This is a genomic window from Erythrobacter colymbi (assembly GCF_002155685.1).
Taxonomy (GTDB): domain Bacteria; phylum Pseudomonadota; class Alphaproteobacteria; order Sphingomonadales; family Sphingomonadaceae; genus Erythrobacter; species Erythrobacter colymbi.
The window spans coordinates 218,922-237,034 of record NZ_MUYK01000002.1; the positions used below are offsets into that span (position 1 = coordinate 218,922).

General features: G+C 67.1%; 17 protein-coding genes. 10 read left to right on the top strand and 7 right to left on the bottom strand.

The window, feature by feature from the left end; all coding sequences use genetic code 11:
• Positions 1 to 4: 4 nt before the first annotated feature.
• Together BZF57_RS04365 and BZF57_RS04370 are read right to left on the bottom strand one after the other, a co-directional pair.
• The gene (locus BZF57_RS04365) at positions 5 to 472 is read right to left on the bottom strand and encodes a PaaI family thioesterase (RefSeq protein WP_086735050.1); all 468 of its coding nucleotides are present in this window, start codon (positions 470 to 472) and stop codon (positions 5 to 7) included.
• Between the two features lie 4 nt (positions 473 to 476).
• Positions 477 to 1,268, bottom strand: coding sequence for a succinate dehydrogenase iron-sulfur subunit (locus BZF57_RS04370; RefSeq protein ID WP_086735942.1), 792 nt, complete (start codon positions 1,266 to 1,268; stop codon positions 477 to 479).
• A 154-nt stretch (positions 1,269 to 1,422) separates the two neighbouring features.
• On the opposite strand from BZF57_RS04370, the gene BZF57_RS04375 reads away from it, so the two are divergent.
• Entirely contained in the window at positions 1,423 to 2,178 is a 756-nt protein-coding gene (locus BZF57_RS04375) for an SDR family NAD(P)-dependent oxidoreductase (protein ID WP_086735052.1), read from the top strand.
• Here BZF57_RS04375 and BZF57_RS04380 read toward each other — a convergent pair whose 3' ends face one another.
• Complete coding sequence (locus tag BZF57_RS04380) at positions 2,179 to 2,475, bottom strand: hypothetical protein (protein ID WP_086735054.1); 297 nt, start codon at positions 2,473 to 2,475, stop codon at positions 2,179 to 2,181.
• Between the two features lie 86 nt (positions 2,476 to 2,561).
• On the opposite strand from BZF57_RS04380, the gene BZF57_RS04385 reads away from it, so the two are divergent.
• A complete protein-coding gene (locus tag BZF57_RS04385) occupies positions 2,562 to 3,194 on the top strand; it encodes a class I SAM-dependent methyltransferase (protein ID WP_086735056.1) in 633 nt (210 codons plus the stop codon).
• 178 nt (positions 3,195 to 3,372) lie between these two features.
• Here the strand turns inward: BZF57_RS04385 and BZF57_RS04390 are convergent, their stop codons facing one another.
• Entirely contained in the window at positions 3,373 to 6,108 is a 2,736-nt protein-coding gene (locus tag BZF57_RS04390) for an Rne/Rng family ribonuclease (protein WP_086735058.1), read from the bottom strand.
• A 424-nt stretch (positions 6,109 to 6,532) separates the two neighbouring features.
• Between BZF57_RS04390 and BZF57_RS04395 the strand changes: the two genes are divergently transcribed.
• The 7 genes from BZF57_RS04395 (at position 6,533) to BZF57_RS04425 (ending at position 14,779) form a co-directional block, all read left to right on the top strand.
• Positions 6,533 to 7,441 (top strand): N-acetylmuramoyl-L-alanine amidase family protein, encoded by a 909-nt coding sequence (locus tag BZF57_RS04395; RefSeq protein ID WP_086735060.1) that lies wholly within the window; start codon positions 6,533 to 6,535, stop codon positions 7,439 to 7,441.
• A gap of 54 nt (positions 7,442 to 7,495) precedes the next feature.
• Positions 7,496 to 10,018 (top strand): penicillin-binding protein 1A, encoded by a 2,523-nt coding sequence (locus BZF57_RS04400; protein ID WP_086735062.1) that lies wholly within the window; start codon positions 7,496 to 7,498, stop codon positions 10,016 to 10,018.
• Positions 10,019 to 10,060: 42 nt separating this feature from the next.
• Positions 10,061 to 10,600 (top strand): peroxiredoxin, encoded by a 540-nt coding sequence (locus tag BZF57_RS04405; protein WP_086735064.1) that lies wholly within the window; start codon positions 10,061 to 10,063, stop codon positions 10,598 to 10,600.
• A 91-nt stretch (positions 10,601 to 10,691) separates the two neighbouring features.
• Positions 10,692 to 11,819, top strand: a complete 1,128-nt coding sequence (gene prfB, locus BZF57_RS04410; protein WP_086735066.1) for a peptide chain release factor 2 — start codon at positions 10,692 to 10,694, stop codon at positions 11,817 to 11,819.
• A 9-nt stretch (positions 11,820 to 11,828) separates the two neighbouring features.
• Positions 11,829 to 12,560 (top strand): class I SAM-dependent methyltransferase, encoded by a 732-nt coding sequence (locus BZF57_RS04415; RefSeq protein WP_086735068.1) that lies wholly within the window; start codon positions 11,829 to 11,831, stop codon positions 12,558 to 12,560.
• Positions 12,561 to 12,660: 100 nt separating this feature from the next.
• Positions 12,661 to 14,064: an NAD(P)H-dependent flavin oxidoreductase gene (locus BZF57_RS04420; RefSeq protein WP_086735070.1), complete on the top strand. Its 1,404-nt coding sequence runs from the start codon at positions 12,661 to 12,663 to the stop codon at positions 14,062 to 14,064.
• A 16-nt stretch (positions 14,065 to 14,080) separates the two neighbouring features.
• On the top strand, positions 14,081 to 14,779 hold the full coding sequence (locus BZF57_RS04425) for a lipase family alpha/beta hydrolase (protein WP_086735072.1): 699 nt from the start codon (positions 14,081 to 14,083) through the stop codon (positions 14,777 to 14,779).
• Here BZF57_RS04425 and BZF57_RS04430 read toward each other — a convergent pair.
• Both BZF57_RS04430 and BZF57_RS04435 read right to left on the bottom strand, forming a co-directional pair.
• Positions 14,776 to 15,198, bottom strand: coding sequence for a hypothetical protein (locus tag BZF57_RS04430; RefSeq protein ID WP_086735074.1), 423 nt, complete (start codon positions 15,196 to 15,198; stop codon positions 14,776 to 14,778). The two genes, BZF57_RS04425 and BZF57_RS04430, sit on opposite strands and share 4 nt — an antisense overlap.
• A gap of 13 nt (positions 15,199 to 15,211) precedes the next feature.
• Positions 15,212 to 16,219: a 2-hydroxyacid dehydrogenase gene (locus tag BZF57_RS04435; RefSeq protein WP_086735076.1), complete on the bottom strand. Its 1,008-nt coding sequence runs from the start codon at positions 16,217 to 16,219 to the stop codon at positions 15,212 to 15,214.
• A gap of 83 nt (positions 16,220 to 16,302) precedes the next feature.
• Here BZF57_RS04435 and BZF57_RS04440 point away from each other — a divergent pair, with 83 nt between their 5' ends.
• Positions 16,303 to 16,797, top strand: a complete 495-nt coding sequence (locus BZF57_RS04440) for an SH3 domain-containing protein (protein ID WP_086735078.1) — start codon at positions 16,303 to 16,305, stop codon at positions 16,795 to 16,797.
• A 21-nt stretch (positions 16,798 to 16,818) separates the two neighbouring features.
• Here the strand turns inward: BZF57_RS04440 and BZF57_RS04445 are convergent, their stop codons facing one another.
• A complete protein-coding gene (locus tag BZF57_RS04445; protein WP_086735080.1) occupies positions 16,819 to 18,015 on the bottom strand; it encodes a thiolase family protein in 1,197 nt (398 codons plus the stop codon).
• Between the last annotated feature and the right edge of the window lie 98 nt (positions 18,016 to 18,113).

Sequence of the window (18,113 nt, forward strand, 5' to 3'; positions counted from 1 at the left end):
CGCGTCAGGCAGGCGCGCGCGGCTGCATCTTGCGCACTATCCCCGAGAAGCTGGCGACGACATCCTCGTCCTGCACCACCATCCCCCGGATGAAGACCAGCTTGCCGGTCTCGCGCACGATTTCGGTCACGGCATCGAGCGGGCGGCTGCCATCGCCGCCGCCGACGAACTGGCTGGACAGCTCCAGCGTCACCGAAGGGCCGGCATTGCCGGTGCCGATCCGGTGCATCGTCACGAACAGCGCAATGTCGATCAGCGCCAGCGTGACCGCGCCGTGGATGATGCCCTGAAGGTTGAGGTGCTTGCGCTCCGGAAACATCCGGAGCCGTGCCTTGCCGTCTTCATCGACGCGGGTGATGAGCTTGCCCATCACTGCGCCGTTGAACAGCGTCTCGTCCTTGAGGTTCCAGTGGTGCCAGCCCGGATTGTCCGGGTCCGGCCCGTGTTCGAAAACGTCGTCCTTGAAACTCACCGGATCAGATGGCCCGCTCGGCCATCATCTTCTTGGTCTCCGCGATTGCCTTGGCGGGGCTCAGGCCCTTGGGGCAGACATTCGCGCAGTTCATGATGGTGTGGCAGCGGTAGAGACGGAACGGATCCTCGAGGTCGTCCAGACGCTCGCCGGTCATCTCGTCGCGGCTGTCGGCGAGCCAGCGATAGGCCTGGAGCAGGATCGCCGGACCGAGGAACTTGTCGGAGTTCCACCAGTAGCTCGGGCACGAGGTCGAGCAGCAGGCGCACAGGATGCACTCGTAGAGGCCGTCGAGCTTCTCGCGCTGTTCGGGCGATTGCAGCCGCTCCTTGCCGCTCGGCGTCGGGCTGACGGTCTGGAGCCAGGGACGGATGCTCGCATACTGCGCGTAGAAGTGGGTGAAGTCAGGGACGAGGTCCTTGATCACGTCCATGTGCGGCAGCGGTGTGATGCGGATTTCGCCCTTCAGGTCCTCGATCGCGGTGGTGCAGGCGAGGCCGTTCTTGCCGTTCATGTTCATCGAGCACGAACCGCAGATCCCCTCGCGGCACGAGCGGCGGAAAGTCAGGGTGGGGTCGATCTCGTTCTTGATCTTGAACAGCGCGTCGAGAACCATCGGCCCGCATTCGTCGAGATTGATCTCGAATTTGTCGTAACGCGGGTTCTGGCCAGAGTCGGGATCGTAGCGGTAGATCTTGAACGCCTTCACGCGCCCGGTCCCGTTGGCACCCGACGCCTTGTGGGTCTTGCCGTTCGCATTGATCTTCGAATTCTTGGGGAGAGTGAAGGTCGCCATCATGTGATCCCGGTTGCGATTTGGAACCCTACTTAGCGGCATCGCCGCGAGGCGCAAGCGGGGGGTGACTGTCAGTTGTTGCAGGGTTTCGCACAGGCGTTGAAAGCGCGTCACGCGCCGGAACCAAGCGGGTGTCCTGCGCTTTCAGCAAGGGATGACGGATCAGGCGGAAATCGGGGAACATGGCGCGCGCTGGCCGCGCTCGGCAGCGGTATTCGGCGCAAGCGGCGGGATCGGCCGCGCGCTGTGCGAGGCGCTGGCGGCGGGTGGGTGCGAGGCGGTCTACGCCGGCTCGCGCAGTGGTTCAGCGCCCGAGGGGGAGGCCTTCCGCCCCTTTGCCTTCGACCTCGCGGATGAAGCGAGCATCGCTGCCGCCGCCGAGACGATGCGCGCCGATCCGCCCGAATGGGTGATCTGTGCCACCGGCGTCTTGACCCTGCCCGACGGCACCGGACCCGAACGGACCTACAAGCGGCTCGATCCGGCGGCGATGGCCGAGGTCTTCGCGCTCAACACCATCGGCCCCGCACTGATCGCCAAGCATGTGCTGCCGCTGATGCCGCGCGGCCGGGCTTTCACCTTCGCTGCGCTCTCCGCACGTGTCGGCTCGATTTCGGACAACCGCTTAGGCGGGTGGCATTCCTACCGGGCGAGCAAGGCGGCGCTGAACATGCTGCTCAGGAACTTCGCGCTGGAAATGGCGCGCACCCATCCCGAGAGCGTGATCGTGGGCCTGCACCCGGGAACGGTCGATTCCGCGCTGTCCGCCCCGTTTCAGTCGGGGCTGCCCGATGGCCAGCTGACCCGGCCTCAGGATGCGGCGGCGAACCTGCTCGGCGTGCTCGCGCGGCTCACGCCGGCGCAATCGGGGCGGGTGTTCGATTTTCGCGGGGACGAGGTTCCGGCCTGATCAGAAGATCCCGACCGCGAGGTGCGCCCAGACGGTCAGGAACAGCAGCACCGCGAGCATGATCGCCCCGATCCGCCAGCGCGGCGTATCGAGGAAGTGGACCGCCGCCTCGATCCCGAGGCACAGCCCGCCCAGCAGCACCGCCATCGCCGCGAAATCCTCCGGCCCCCATGTGGCGCGGCCCATCACCGTCCCCAGTGCCGGAAAGGCGAAAAGCATCGCGGTGCACAGCCATAGCTTGGGGTGAAAGCGGAACGGGGCCTTGTCCGAAGCGGTATCGGGCGTGGTGGTGGTCATACTGGCGTCCCTCCCAAGAAGCAGGTTTGGCAATTGCCGTATAACGTGCCACGCATTGCGGCATCGGGAAAGAGGGGAGAGCCGCAATGGGATTGGCCAGCTGGTACGAAGCGAACATCATGCCGCGCCTGATCGCCTGCGCGTGCTCGCAAGGACAGGTGATGAAACGCCGAGCCGCGGTGGTGCCGCTCGCGCGCGGCGACGTGTTCGAGCTGGGCTGCGGCGGGGGGATCAACCACGAGTTCTACAACCGCGACGCGATCACCTCCTATGCCGGGATCGACCCGCACGAGGGCCTGCTCGAAGGCACGCGCGCGGCGGCGCGGACAAAGGGCTGGGCGGCGGACCTGCGGCAAGGGCGGGGGGAGGCGATCCCCTTTGCCGATGAAAGCTTCGACTGCGTGGTGTGCACCTTCACTCTGTGTTCGGTCGAAGATCCCGCGCAGGTGATGCGCGAGATGCGCCGCATCCTGCGCCCCGGAGGCACCGCGCTGTTCCTCGAACACGGCCGCGCGCCCGACCCGCAAGTTCGCGGATGGCAGGGACGGATCGAGCCGGTGTGGAAGCGGCTTGCGGGCGGCTGCCACCTGACGCGGCCCATCGCCACCGCGCTTTCGGGCGCGGGCTTTGCGGTCGAGCGGTTGGGGGAGGGCTACACGCCTAAGGCGCCGCGTTTTGCGGGGTGGATGAAATGGGGTGTGGCGCGGAAGGTTGATTAGGCGTTTCCTCGGGCGCAGGCCCACCCCCGGCCCCTCCCGCAAGCGGGAGGGGAGTGTCAGCGCCAACCAATCCCCCTCCCGCTTGCGGGAGGGGTTAGGGGTGGGCCTGGACTGACGGAAAAGAAAAAGGCGGGACAGATCGCTCTGTCCCGCCCTTCTTTCATGTTCGTTTCGAGGCTTATTCCCCGAAGGTGCGCTGCCACCAGCCGCGGCGCGGCTTGGCTTCGGCTTCGGGCGCTGCCTCGGCAGGCGCTTCGGCCTGAGTTTCTTCGGCCGGAGCCGGTTCGCTCACCTCGGCGGTTTCGGCGGGCTCGGCGTCGGCGACCTTGGCCTTGCGCGGGGCGCGCTTGCGCTTGGGCTTTTCGGCCGGGGCTTCTTCGGCCTCGGCGTCAGCCGCTGCAGCCGCAAGCTCGGGTGCGAGTTCGGCGGGCGCTTCTTCGGCGACCACGGGCTCTGCTTCCTTCTTCTTGCGCGGCGCGCGGACGCGCTTGGGCTTTTCAGCCGGCGCTTCCTCGGCCACGGGTTCGGGCTCGGCTGCGGGCGCTTGCGCTTCCACTTCCGCCGGAGCATCAGCTTCGTCGCCGGTCACGTCACCGGTCTCGCCATCGTCACCCTGCGCTTCGCCTTCGCCTTCGCCGCCTTCGCCGCCTTCACGACGCTTGCGACCGCGACCACCGCGACGGCGACGCTTCTTCGGACGGCCTTCGCCATCTTCGGCACCTTCGGGAGCGGCGGTGTCGCCAGCGCCTTCGCCGTCGCCATCGACATCGCCTTCGGTCTCGGTGCCATCTTCGCGGGATTCGCCTTCGGCGCCATCCTCGCGGTCACGGTTGCGGCCACGGCCCCCGCGACGACGGCGGCGCTTCTTCTTGCGCCCCCCTTCATCGTCGTTGTCGGCGCGCTCCGGACGCTCGCGGCGCGGCTGACGTTCCTGACGCTCTTCGGCCTCTTCCTCGGCGAAGTCGTCCTCTTCCTCGGGCAGATCGTCGTCGTCATCGTCGATGATCGGCTCGAACTTGGGTGCATGGGTCGGACGCGGGCCGGAGCTCGACACGGTCATCTTTGCGCCTTCGTCCTCGCCCTCGGGCACGACTTCGACGCTGACCCCGTAGCGGTGCTCGATCTCGACGAGGTCGGCGCGCTTCTCGTTGAGGAGGTAGATCGCCGCCTCGGTGCTCGCCGCGAGACGGATCTGCGTGCCCTTGCCGCGCGCCGCTTCGTCCTCGATCAGACGCAGCGCCGAAAGGCCCGCCGAGGAGGCGGTACGCACAAGGCCGGTGCCGTCGCAATGGGGGCAGGGGCGGGTGGTCGCCTCGAGAACGCCGGTGCGCAGGCGCTGGCGGCTCATTTCCATCAGCCCGAAGGAGCTGATGCGGCCGACCTGGATGCGCGCGCGATCGTTCTTGAGCGCGTCCTTCATCGCTTTCTCGACCTTGCGGACGTTGGAGGGGTACTCCATGTCGATGAAGTCGATGACGACGAGGCCGGCCATGTCGCGCAGGCGCAGCTGGCGGGCGATCTCGCGCGCGGCTTCGAGGTTGGTGTGGAGCGCGGTCGCCTCGATCCCGTGCTCCTTGGTGGAGCGGCCGGAGTTGATGTCGATCGACACCAGCGCTTCGGTCGGGTTGATGATCAGGTAGCCGCCGCTCTTGAGCTGCACCATCGGATCATACATCGCGCGCAGCTGGTCTTCCGCGCCATAGCGCTGGAACAGCGGGACGGGGTCCGAGTAGGCCTTCACCCGCCGTGCGTGGCTGGGCATGAGGAGCTTCATGAAGGCCTTGGCCGACTTGTAGCCTTCCTCGCCTTCGACGACGACTTCCTCGATTTCCTTGTTGTAGATGTCGCGGATCGCGCGCTTGATGAGGTCGCTGTCCGAATGGATCAGAGCCGGCGCGACCGAGGCGAGGGTCTTCTCGCGGATCTCGTCCCACACGCGGGCGAGGTAATCGAAGTCGCGCTTGATCTCGGGCTTGGTGCGGCTCATGCCCGCGGTGCGGACGATCAGCCCCATGCTCTTGGGGAGCTTGAGGTCGGAGACCATTTCCTTCAGCCGCTTGCGGTCGCTGGTCGAGCTGATCTTGCGGCTGATCCCGCCGCCGTGCGACGAATTGGGCATCAGCACGGTGTAGCGCCCGGCGAGGCTCAGGTAGGTGGTCAGCGCCGCGCCCTTGTTGCCGCGCTCTTCCTTGACGACCTGCACGAGCAGCACCTGGCGGCGCTGGATCACGTCCTGGATCTTGTAGCGGCGACGCAGCGCCATGCGTTTGGCGCGCACTTCGTCGACCTGCTTGGCACGGCTGCGGCCCTTGCCGTCACCGCCCTTGTCACCCTTGCCCTGACGGCGGCGACCACGGCCACGACCGCGACGTTCCTCGCCGCCTTCGCTGTCCTCGGCGCTCTCTTCGTTCTCGCCGTTGTCCTCGTCCGAGGATTCCTCTTCGTCCGAAGCGCCGCCTTCGATGGTGGCGACATCGTCCTTGTCGGAGGTATCGACTTCCTCGACGCCGTTTTCGGCGAAGTCTTCGGCGAGCGCTTCGCCGCTGTCGTCCTCGGCGTCATATTCCGCACCCGGGGAGATGCCTTCAGCCTCTTCCTCGGCGCGCAGGCGCTCTTCTTCCTCGGCCGCTTCGGCCTCTTCTGCGAGCAGGGCGTCGCGATCGGCCTTGGGGATCTGGTAATAGTCGGGGTGGATTTCGCTGAAGGCGAGGAAGCCGTGGCGATTGCCGCCGAAGTCGACGAAAGCCGCCTGCAGCGAGGGTTCGACCCGGGTTACCTTGGCGAGATAGATGTTGCCCTTGATCTGCTTGTGTTCGGCAGATTCAAAGTCGAATTCCTCAATCCGGTTGCCTTGCAGAACCGCCACCCGGGTTTCTTCCGGGTGGCGCGCATCGATGAGCATGCGCGTTGCCATTGAATAGTCTCCATGCGCCCGGCCTTGCCCGCAAGCGGGTGTGAAGGGGGCGCGCATATTGTGGTGAACCGGCCAGCCCGAAAGCGATGCCGGAAGGGGAAATCGCGCTCAGAGGGCCAGAGGCGCTCAGCGCGAAGCTCGTGTCTGCAACGACGCTCGTGCGGCAAAGCGCCGCGCCTTCTCCCGCCACGGCACGTTCGCGCGGTGTGCGCGATGTGCTCGTTGTCCGGGAAAAGCGATCTGTCACTGCATCAACCTGTACTGGACCGGGGAGCGAAAGATAAGGAGTGCCCCGGCGCAAGAGGCGGGTGGGGGACGCGTGTCGCGTCCTGATCCGGCCTCTCTGCACATATCGCTAGCACTGTGGGGCAAACCCCGCAACTCTATTGCGTTTCCTCCGCTCAAGAACGTAAGCGGCAAGCGCATGAGCTATCGCACCCTGCTCCTGATCCTTGTGCTGGTTCCGGCAGTGGTGCTGGGCGCGGCTGCGGCGCTCGGGCAGCGCATTCCGGTGCCGCAATGGGGCCGCGACTATGTGGTGCGCGTCGAACTCGGCGGGGGCGAGGAAAGCGCCACTCTCGAACTGCCCAAGGTCGAGGGACCGGACGATCCCTCGCGCCCGCTGGTGGTGATCGATGCAGGCCACGGCGGGCGTGATCCCGGGGCGATCGGCACGGATGCCGATGGCAAGCGCTTCGAGGAGAAACGCATCACCCTCGCGCTGGCGCTGGCGCTGCGGGACGAACTGCTGAAGCAGGGCGGCATTCGTGTGGCGCTCACCCGCGCCGATGACCGCATCCTGCCACTCCCGCACCGCCCCGAGATCGCCCGCCAGCTCGATGCCGACCTGTTCATCTCGATCCACGCCGATTCCGCGGGCGAGGCGAATGACGCGGTGAGCGGTGCGAGCATCTACACCCTTTCCGATGCCGCATCGAGCGAGGCGGCGGCGCGCTTTGCCGCACGCGAGAACGATGCCGACCGGCTGAACGGCATCACCATCGAGGGCGAGAGCAAGGCGGTGAGCGCGATCCTCGTCGAGCTCTCGCAGCAGCGCACGCAGGAAGATGCGCTCGCTTTTGCGGGCCTCGTACTGCGCGAGGGCGACAAGCGGCTCGCCTTCGTGCCCCAGCCGCGCCGGGCGGCCGCGCTTGCCGTGCTGCGCGCGCCGGACGTCCCCTCGGTGCTGTTCGAGAGCGGCTTCGTCACCAACGGAACCGACCGCGCGCGGCTCACCACGCCCGAGGGGCGCGCCGAGTATGCCGGGGTCCTCGCCCGCGCGATCCGCGTCTACTTCGCGCGCCGCAGCGAGAATTCCGCAGGCGGGGAATAGGCTTGCAAAGCGGCTAGCCTTGGCGAGCCTGCGCGTGCTAGTTGCCGCCCGTCAATGACCGACCCCGTCACGCCTCCCGACCAGCCTTCGACCTGGGCCTATCTGCGCTACCGCGTGAATCGCGATCTGGGCGGCGCGCTGGCGTGGTTCCGCGCGCGCTGGCGCGAAAGCCGGCTGTTCAAGCTGGTGGCGATCGCCTTCGGCCTGTTCCTCGCGCTGTGGATCGCGGTGTTCGTGTGGCTGGCGAGCGATCTGCCCGAGGCCGAGGCGCTGCTCACCTATGAAACCCCCCTGCCCACGGTGGTGCGCGGAGTTGATGGCGAGATCGTCCACTCCTACGCCCGCGAGCGGAGGGTGCAGCTGCAATATGCCGATTTCCCGCAGAAGCTGATCGAGGCCTACCTGTCGGCCGAGGACAAGACCTTCTTCAGCCACGGCGGCGTCGACTTCCTCGGCACGGCCAATGCGGTGTTCGACTATGCCCGCAAGGCCGGCACGGGCGAGCGCGCGGTGGGCGGATCGACCATTACGCAGCAGGTCGCCAAGAACCTGCTCCTGGGCGACGAATATTCGGTCACCCGTAAGCTCAAGGAAATGATCCTCGCCGGGCGCATCGAGCAGGTGCTGACCAAGCAGGAAATCCTCGAGCTCTACCTCAACGAGATCCCGCTCGGGCGGCGCTCCTTCGGGGTGCAGGCCGCCTCGCGCGCCTATTTCGACAAGGACGTCGACCAGCTCCAGCTGCACGAGATGGCCTTCCTCGCGATCCTGCCCAAGGCGCCCGAGCGCTATGGCCGCAAGGGTCAGGAGCAGGCTGCGCTCGAACGGCGCAATTTCGTGTTGAACCAGATGGAGGCGAATGGCTTCATCACCGGTTCGGAGCGTCGCGCGGCAGCCGCGATGCCGCTCGGTCTCGTCACCCAGCGGCGCGAGCGTTCGGTCGACGCGGGCTATTTCCTCGAGGAAGTGCGCCGCGAGTTGATTGCGAAGTTCGGCGAGAATGCCGAGAACGGGCCGAACTCGGTCTATGCGGGCGGGCTGTGGGTGCGCACCTCGCTCGATCCGCAGATGCAGACCGCCGCGCGCGATGCGCTTCGCGAGGGCCTGCTGCGCTATCACGGCGGGCGCGCCTGGGCCGGACCGATCGCGACGCTTGACGTCTCCAAGGGCAACTGGGCGAGCCAGCTGCAATCATCGCCGCTCGGGATCAGCTACAAGGACTGGCGCGTCGGCGTTGTCACCACGCGCAGCGGGCAGAACGCCAGAATCGGGTTCGCTGATGGCAGCGAGGCGCCGCTGATCGGCCTGCCCAATGCGCTGAAAGCGGGCGATGTCATCGCGGCGAGCCCCTCGGGGAATGGTTTCGCTGTGCGCACCATTCCCGAAGCGCAGGGCGCGCTGGTGGTGGAGCAGGCGCAGACCGGCCGGGTGCTGGCAATGCAGGGAGGGTTCGACCACCGCCTGTCGGACTTCAACCGTGCCACGCAGGCAATGCGTCAGCCGGGATCGACCATCAAGCCCTTCGTCTATGCGGCGGGCCTCGATAGCGGCATGACCCCCTCGACCCAGATCGATAACACCCGCTTCTGCTATTATCAGGGCGCGGGGCTGGGCGAGAAGTGCATCCGCGGCGGCACCGGCAGCGGCGGGCAGCACCCGATGCGTTACGGCCTCGAGCAGTCGCAGAACATCATGACCGTGCAGATCGGCATGACCGCAGGCATGCCCAATGTCGTGCGCGAGATCGAGAAGCTCGGTATCGGCAAGTTCCCCGCCTATCCCTCGACCGCGCTGGGAGCGGGGGAGACGACGCTGGTGAAGATGGTCGCGGCCTATTCGGCGCTTGCCAACCACGGACGTCTCAATCCGCCGACGGTGATTGACTATGTGCAGGACCGCCGCGGCAAGGTCGTCTGGCGGGCCGACACGCGCGATTGCCGCGGGTGCAACATGCCTGCGTGGGATGGCAAGCCGATGCCGCGCTTCGGGGTCATGGGCACGCAGGCGATGGACGCGCGCACTGCCTTCCAGGTGATGCACATGCTGCGCGGCGCGGTGAGCCGCGGGACGGCGACCGTGCTTAACTCCCTCAATCTCCCGCTGTTCGGCAAGACCGGCACCACCACTGGCCCGAAGGACGTGTGGTTCATCGGCGGCACGCAAACGATGATCGCAGGCGCTTACGTGGGCTTCGATCAGCCGCGCAACATGGGCGGCTATGCCTATGGCGGCACGATCTCTGCACCGATTATCAAGAGCCTGATCGAGAAGACCAAGCCCAAGTGGTCCGATCTCCCGCCTGTCGCCCCCACGGGCGTGCGGATGGTGCGGATCGACCGCCGCTCGGGCAAGCGCGTGTTCGATGGCTGGCCGACCGACGATCCCAAGTCGGCGATCATCTGGGAAGCCTTCAAGCCCGATACCGAACCCGAGCGCTACACGCGGCAGGATGCGATCGCGGCCAAGCGCAACGAAATCCTCGCGCTGATCCGCGCCGGTCGCCAGAGCGCCGAGAATGCGGTGGTCGACAAGCCGCAGGGCGAGGACAATTTCGTCGAAGAGGGCGGCATTGACTGATTCTGGCTGGAACCACCTGCGGGCCTTGCGGGTTTGCGTGGCATGATCCGGAACCGTCTCGCCCCCCTCACAGCCGCCGCCTTCGGGCTGGCCGCCCTGTCCCTCACCAGCGCCTCGGCCGAGCTGCCCAAGGGTGCCAAGGCCCCGGCCTTCGCCACCCGCGCCGCGCTCGCGGGCAAGGAGTTCGGCTTCACGCTCAACGCCGCGCTCGCGAAGGGGCCGGTGGTGCTCTATTTCTACCCCAAGGCCTTCACCAGCGGCTGCACGCTCGAGGCCAATGCCTTCGCCGAGGCGATGCCCAAGTTCAAGGCGGCCGGCGCGAGCGTGATCGGCATGTCGGCCGACGATATCGAAACCTTGAAGGAGTTCAGCCGCAAAGAATGCCGCGATGCCTTCCCCGTCGGCGTCGCCATGCCCAAGGTGATCGCCGCCTATGATGTGGCCATGGGAAGTTCCGGGCTGACCACCCGCACCTCCTACGTCATCGCCAGGGACGGGAAGATCGTCGCGGTGCATTCCGACGGCGATTATCGCGGCCATGTCGAAAAGACGCTGGCCGCGGTGCGCGCGTTGAAGAAGTAGGGCCGGGGCAGGCGGCGTCGCGGCTTTACAATCGCGCACGCAGCGCTAAGCGCTTCGGCCTCATTTGCTTTACGCCACGAAGGACTGACCGATGCGGGCCGAGGCCCAGTCTTACATCAACCGGATCGAAGCGGCGCTCGCGCTGGTGCGGCTGTCGCTCGACTGGGAGCGTGCGCTGCGCCGGCTCGACGAGCTGAACGCGCGCGTGCAGGATCCGAACCTCTGGGACAACCCCAAGCAGGCGCAGGCGATCAGCCGCGAGCAGAAGACGCTCGAGACCGCGGTCAACACCGTCAACGAGATCGCCGCCGAAATGGCCGACGCGGTCGAGTTCATCGAGATGGGCGAGGCCGAGGGAGAAGAGACGATCGTCGAGGATGGCCTCGCGACGCTCGCCGCGCTTGCCGACCGGGCCGATGCCGACAAGGTGCAGGCGCTGCTCTCCGGCGAGGCGGACGGCAACGATACCTATCTCGAAATCCACGCCGGCGCGGGCGGCACCGAGAGCCAGGACTGGGCCGAAATGCTGCTGCGCATGTATGCCCGCTGGGCCGAGCGTCGCGGGTTCAAGGTCGATACGGTCGAATACCAGGCGGGCGAACAGGCCGGCATCAAGTCGGCGACGCTGCTGATCAAGGGCGACGGCGCCTATGGCTATGCCAAGACCGAGAGCGGCGTCCACCGCCTCGTCCGCATCAGCCCCTATGACAGCTCGGCGCGCCGCCACACCTCCTTCTCGAGCGTGTGGGTCTACCCCGTGATCGACGACAGCTTCGAGATCGAGATCAACCCGGCCGACCTCAAGATCGACACCTATCGTGCGTCGGGCGCGGGCGGGCAGCACGTCAACACCACGGACTCCGCGGTGCGCATCACCCACCAGCCGACCGGCATCGTCGTCGCGAGCCAGCAGGACCGCAGCCAGCACAAGAACCGCGAAATCGCGATGAACATGCTCAAGGCGCGGCTCTACGAAGCGGAGATGCGCGCGCGCGAGGAAGCGGCCAGTGCCGAGCACTCGGCCAAGAGCGACATTGGCTGGGGCCACCAGATCCGCTCCTACGTCTTGCAGCCCTACCAGATGGTCAAGGACCTGCGCACCGGCGTGGTTTCGACCGCGCCCGACGCGGTGCTCGACGGCGCGATCGATCCCTTCATCTCGGCCGCGCTCGCCCAGCGCGTGACCGGCGAGAAGGTCGATATCGAGGACGTGGAGTAGGCGCGGGCGATGCTGCGGCGCGCGCTCCTTCCCGGTGTTGGCCTGCTGGGAGCAGGACTGCTGCTGACGGGCTGCGATCCGCTCGCGCCGGCTGCGTCGGAGCGCCCTGAAACCGCGCTCGCCTTCCCGTCGCCCGACCGTCCGGTGGCGAGCGTCGTCTCCAACCAGTTCTCCAACGAGGACGCGCGTGACGAGCGCAACGAGGCCAAGGTCGTGATGGACCTCGCCGACATGCGCCCGGGCATGACCGTGGCCGACATCGGGGCGGGGGAGGGCTACTACACCGTGCGCCTCGCCGAACGCGTCGGTGCCGATGGCCGCGTGCTGGCGCAGGACATCAGCCGCGAGGCGCTCGACCGGCTTGGCCGGCGCGTTGAACGCGAGCGGCTCGAGAACATCTCGATCAAGTTCGGCGATACCGACAACCCGCAGCTTCCGCCCGACAGCTTCGACCGCATCTTCATGGTCCACATGTACCACGAAGTGACCGAGCCCTATGCCTTCCTGTGGAACATGTGGCCCGCGCTTAACACCGGCGGGCAGATCGTTGTGGTGGAGAGCGACAGCCCGGTCGGGCGTCACGGCCTGCCGCACACGGTGCTGTTCTGCGAGTTCGAGGCGGTCGGCTATGTGCTCGTAGAGTACATCGAACGTCCTGACATCAAGGGCTATTTTGCCCGCTTCCAGCGCGGGCCGAAACGCACCGAGCCTGAAGCGATCAAGGTCTGCGAGGCAGGCTGACACCGGCTTATCTCGCAAGGTTGCGAGATGGGGACACCCGCACTATGGCAAGATTACGTAAGACTGGCGCCGGATCGATGTGCGCAAAAGGGGATTTTCATTGTTCAAGGGATTGAGCCCGATCGTTTACGGCGGGCGTGAAGTCTGGCCGCTGGTCGAAGGCGGCAAGGGTGTTTCGGCAACCAATCACGCAAGCTCGGGCGCATGGGCTGCCGCGGGCGGGATCGGCACGGTGAGCGCGGTCAACGCCGACAGCTATGACGAAAACGGCAATGTCATTCCGCAGGTCTATCACGGCCGCACCCGCGAGGAGCGCCATCAGGAACTGATCCGCTACGCCATCGAAGGCGCGACCACGCAGGTGAAGAAGGCCTTCGAGATCGCCAATGGCAAGGGCGCGATCAACATCAACGTGCTGTGGGAAATGGGCGGGGCGCAGGCCGTGCTCGAAGGCGTGCTCGAGCGCACCCGCGGCATGGTGACCGGCGTCACTTGCGGCGCGGGGATGCCCTACAAGCTCGCCGAGATCGCGGCGCGTTTCAATGTCAGCTACCTCCCCATCGTAAGCTCCGCGCGCGCCTTCCGCGCCTTGTGGAAGCGTTCGTATCACAAGGTCGCCGAGCTGATGGCGGCGGTGGTCTATGAGGACCCGTGGCTGGCGGGCGGGCACAACGGCCTCTCGAACGCCGAGGACCCGACCAAGCCCGAAGATCCGTACCCCCGCGTCAAGGCGCTGCGCGACACGATGCGCGCGGAGGGCGTTGCAGATTCCGTGCCCATCGTGATGGCCGGCGGCGTCTGGTATCTGCGCGACTGGAACCACTGGATCGACAACCCCGAGCTCGGCACCATCGCCTTCCAGTTCGGCACGCGCCCGCTGCTGACGCAGGAAAGCCCGATCCCGCAGATCTGGAAAGACATGCTGCGCACGGTCGAGCCGGGCGACGTGCTTCTCCACAAGTTCTCGCCCACCGGCTTCTATTCGAGCGCGGTCAAGACCCCGTTCCTCTACGACCTGATGCACCGTTCGGAGCGCCAGATCCCGTTCTTCAAGCGCGGCGAGGAAGAAGGCACGGTCCAGCTCGGCGAAGACGGCAAGGCGCGCAGCTTCTGGGTGAAGCCCGAGGACAAGGCCCGCGCCGAAATGTGGATGCGCGCCGGGCACACTGAACCGCTCAAGACGCCCGACGACACGATCGTTTTCGTCACTCCCGAAGCGCGCGAGACCATCCGCAAGGACCAGCAGGATTGCATGGGCTGCCTGTCGCACTGCGGCTTCTCGAGCTGGAAGGACCACGACGATTTCACCACCGGGCGCCTCGCCGATCCGCGCAGCTTCTGCATCCAGAAGACCCTGCAGGACATCGCCCACGGCGACGATCCGGACAAGAACCTCGCCTTCGCGGGCCACGCGGCCTACAACTTCAAGACCGATCCCTTCTACTCGAACGGCTACACCCCTAGCGTGGGCGAACTGGTCGAGCGGATTTTGACCGGCGACTGATCGGCGAGGGGCGGCGATGGACGACACAGCCCCGCCGCCCGTCGCGCGCTTCCTGCGCGAACTGCCCGTTACAGTGCCGATCGCGCTAGCCCCACTGCGCCGCGCGCAGGCTGTTGCGGGGGCGCGGGACGGAGCGGGGCAGCCGGTGCTGGTGATCCCAGGCATCCTTTCGAGCGACAGCGCCACGGCCCTGCTGCGGCGCACGCTCGATGCGACCGGCTACCGTGCTCATGCTTCGCAGCTCGGCTTTCTGACCGGCATCCAGAAAAAGACCTTCGCCCGCGCGCTCGACCGGCTTGCGGAGGTCGCCGCGGCCGAGCGGCGCAAGGTCGCGCTGGTGGGCTGGAGTCTCGGCGGGCTTTATGCCCGGGTGCTGGCGCAGCGCCATCCCGAGCTCGTCGAGCTGGTGATGACCTTGGGCACGCCCTTCTCGGGTGACCGGCGCGCGAACAATGCGTGGCGGCTCTACGAGGCGATCAACGACCACTCGGTCGATGCCCCGCCGGTGCCCGACGATCCGGCGATAAAGCCTCCGGTGCCGACGATCGCCCTGTGGTCGCGCACCGACGGCGTGATCGCCCCGGCCGCCGCGCGCGGTTTGCCGCACGAGAGCGATGCGGAGGTGGAGGTGCCCTATTCGCACTTCGCCATGGCGTCGACGCGGCCCGCCATCGCGCGAGTGGTGACCGAGCTGGGAGACTGGCTGGCGCGCTAGACGCAGTCACCGAACGAGGCCGGGCCGTCGCGCGAAAGAATTTCGTCGACGGCTTTGTCCAGCTCTTCGCGAGGAATCTTGATGAACACGTCGTAGCTCTGCGCGACGTCGCCTTCGCAGATATAGCCCCTGTCGTCGCTATCGAGGTTCTGCCCGTTCTTGAACGTCTCGAGGGCTGCGGATGAACCGCCCGAATTGCGAATGATGTATTCGTCAAATCTCTTCGCGTAGCCGCCTATCCGCTGCTGAAACTCTTCATCCTCGCCCGGTCGGCACATTCTGCCGATCTTCTCGACAAAGTAGATGAAAGTGCCAATGCACAGAACGCCCTCGCCGGGCCTGGTTTCGCGCGGGATCGGCGGCGCGGCTCCGATGAGTGCCGTCGCGGGGATTATCGCAAGCAGACGCAGGGCTCGCATCGTGCTGTACTCCTCAGATCAGCGCGGTCAGCACCTGATCGGGCGGGCGGTGGCCGTCGGCCCACATGCGGATGTTGGCGATGACCTTGTGGCCCGAATCCTCGCGGCCCTCGGCGGTGGCACTGCCGATGTGGGGGAGGGTCATCACGTTGGGGTGCGCGATCAGGCGCGGATCGACCTTGGGCTCGTCGGGATAGACGTCGAGCCCTGCTCCGGCGAGGTGCCCTGCTTCCAGCGCCGCGATCAGCGCCTCCTGATCGATCAGCTCCCCGCGCGCGGTGTTCACGATAGAGCTGCCCGGCTTCATCAGCGCGATCCGGCGCGCATCGACGAGATGGCGGGTCTCCTCGGTCAGCGGGCAGTGGAGGGTGAGGATGTCGGCCTCGGCCATCAGCGCATCGACATCGGCGACGTAACGCGCGCCGAGCATCCGCTCCAGTGCCTCGGGCAGCCGCTTGCGGTTGGTATAGGCGATCTCTAGCCCGAAGGCGCGGGCGCGGTGGGCGACCGCCTGGCCGATGCGGCCCATGCCGACGATGCCGAGCACCTTGCCCGCGAGCTTCCTCCCCAGCAGCCCCGAAGGCGCCCAGCCGGTCCACTCGCCCCGGCGCACCAGCGCAGTGCCTTCGCGGATGCGGCGCGGCACACCGATGATCGCGGCCATCGCGAGATCGGCGGTGTCGTCGGTGAAGACGCCGGGCGTGTTGGTGACGATGATCTTGCGCCCGGCGGCGGCGGCGAGGTCGATATGCTCGGTCCCCGCGCCGAAGCTGGCGATGAGGCCGAGTCGATCGCCTGCACCCGCGATCAGGTCGGCGTCGATGCGGTCGGTGACCGTCGGCACCAGCACGTCGCAATCCTGCATCGCGGCGGCGAGCTGGTCGCGGGTCAGCGGGGTGTCGCTCTCGTTCAGCACCACGTCGAACAGCTCGCGCATCCGCGCCTCGACGCCCGGCATCAGGTGGCGGGTGACGATCACGCGCGCGGGCGCGGCGAGCGGGCGGGGAGGGCGCTGGGTCATGGCTGTGGGCTAATGCCGATAGGGCTTGGCGGTCAAGGCTCATGGCCTTGAATCCGCACTGCGGTCGGGGCTATCGGTGGGGCATGCCGAAGTTCCGGATCTTTGCCATCCTTGCCCTTGCGACGCTTGCGCTTGTTGGATTCCTCGGGCCCCTGCGCGCGCAGGACCGGGCGCTCCCCTACTGGGCGGCGCTGCGCTACGAGAAGGTCAACATGCGCGTCGGGCCGAGCGCCGAGTATCCCGTCGCCTGGGTCTACCAGCGGCAGGGTATGCCGGTGAAGGTCATCCGCATCCGCGAGGGCTGGCGTCTGGTCGAGGACCACGAGGGCACGCAGGGCTGGATCTCGGCGAGCCAGCTCGATCTGGCGCGCGCCGGGCTCGTGATCGGCGAGGGGCTGGCCGAGGTCCGCGCCGGGCCGAGCGACGCTGCCGCGATCAAATGGAAGGCTGAACCGGGCGTCGTCGCCAAAATCAAGCCGTGCAAGCAGGGCTGGTGCGAGGTCGACATCGCCGGGCGCAAGGGCTTCATGAGCGCCGCGCGCCTGTGGGGCTCGGACCAGCTGCCGGGCGACGAGTAACGCCGCCCGGCCTTACGGCCTTCAGACCAGTTCGACAGCCACGGCGGTCGCTTCCCCGCCGCCTATGCAAAGCGAGGCAACGCCGCGCTTCTTGCCCTGCTGCTTGAGCGCGTTGATCAGCGTGACAATGATCCGCGCGCCGCTCGCCCCGATCGGGTGGCCGAGCGCCGTGCCGCCGCCGTTCACATTGATCTTCTCGTGCGGAATGCCGAGATCACGCATCGCGAACATCGCGACGCAGGCGAAGGCCTCGTTCACCTCGAACAGGTCGACATCCTCGATGCTCCAGCCGGCGCGCGCGAGCACTTTCTGGATCGCCGGAATCGGCGCGGTGGTGAACTGCGCGGGGGCCTGCGCATGGGCGGCGGTGGCGACCACGCGGGCGACGGGGGCGAGCCCCTTGGCCTCGGCCACGCTCGCGCGGGTCAGCACCAGCGCCGCCGCGCCGTCCGAGATCGAGGAGGAGGTCGCGGCGGTGATCGTCCCGTCCTTGGCGAAGGCGGGCTTCAGCTGCGGGATCTTGTCGGGGCGGCCCTTGGAGGGCGCCTCGTCATGCTCGACCACCACGTCGCCCGCGCGGGTGCTGACGGTCACCGGCACCACCTCGTCGGCGAAGGCCCCGCTCGCGATCGCCTTGTTGGCGCGGGCGAGCGATTCGATGGAGTAGGCGTCCATCTCCTCGCGGGTCATCTGGTAGGCGTTGGCGGTTTCCTGCGCGAAAGTGCCCATCGCGCGGCCCGGCTCGTAGGCGTCCTCGAGGCCATCGAGGAACATGTGGTCATAGGCCGTGTCATGGCCGAGCCGCGCGCCCGAGCGGTGCTTCTTGAGGAGGTAGGGCGCATTGGTCATGCTCTCCATCCCGCCCGCGACCACCACGTCGATCGAGCCGCTGGCGAGCGCTTCCGCGCCCATGATCACGGTCTGCATGCCCGAGCCGCAGACCTTGTTGACGGTGGTCGCCTGCACCGAAAGCGGCAGCCCCGCCTTGATCGCCGCCTGCCGCGCCGGCGCCTGCCCGAGGCCTGCGGGCAGCACGCAGCCCATATAGGCGCGGTCGATATCCTCGCCGGCAACGCCCGCGCGCTCGACCGCGGCCTTCACCGCAATCGCGCCGAGATCGGTCGCCGAAACCTCCGACAGCGCCCCCTGCATCGCCCCCATCGGGGTGCGGGCATAGGAAAGGATCACGACGGGATCGGCGGGGGAAAGCTGGGTCATGGCAAAGTCCTTGCGTGACGGGAGTATGTGGCGGGCGATGTAATGCTGCGATGCGGCAATGGCAATGCAGAGGCAGTCGATTGGCGCTGCGTGGGACG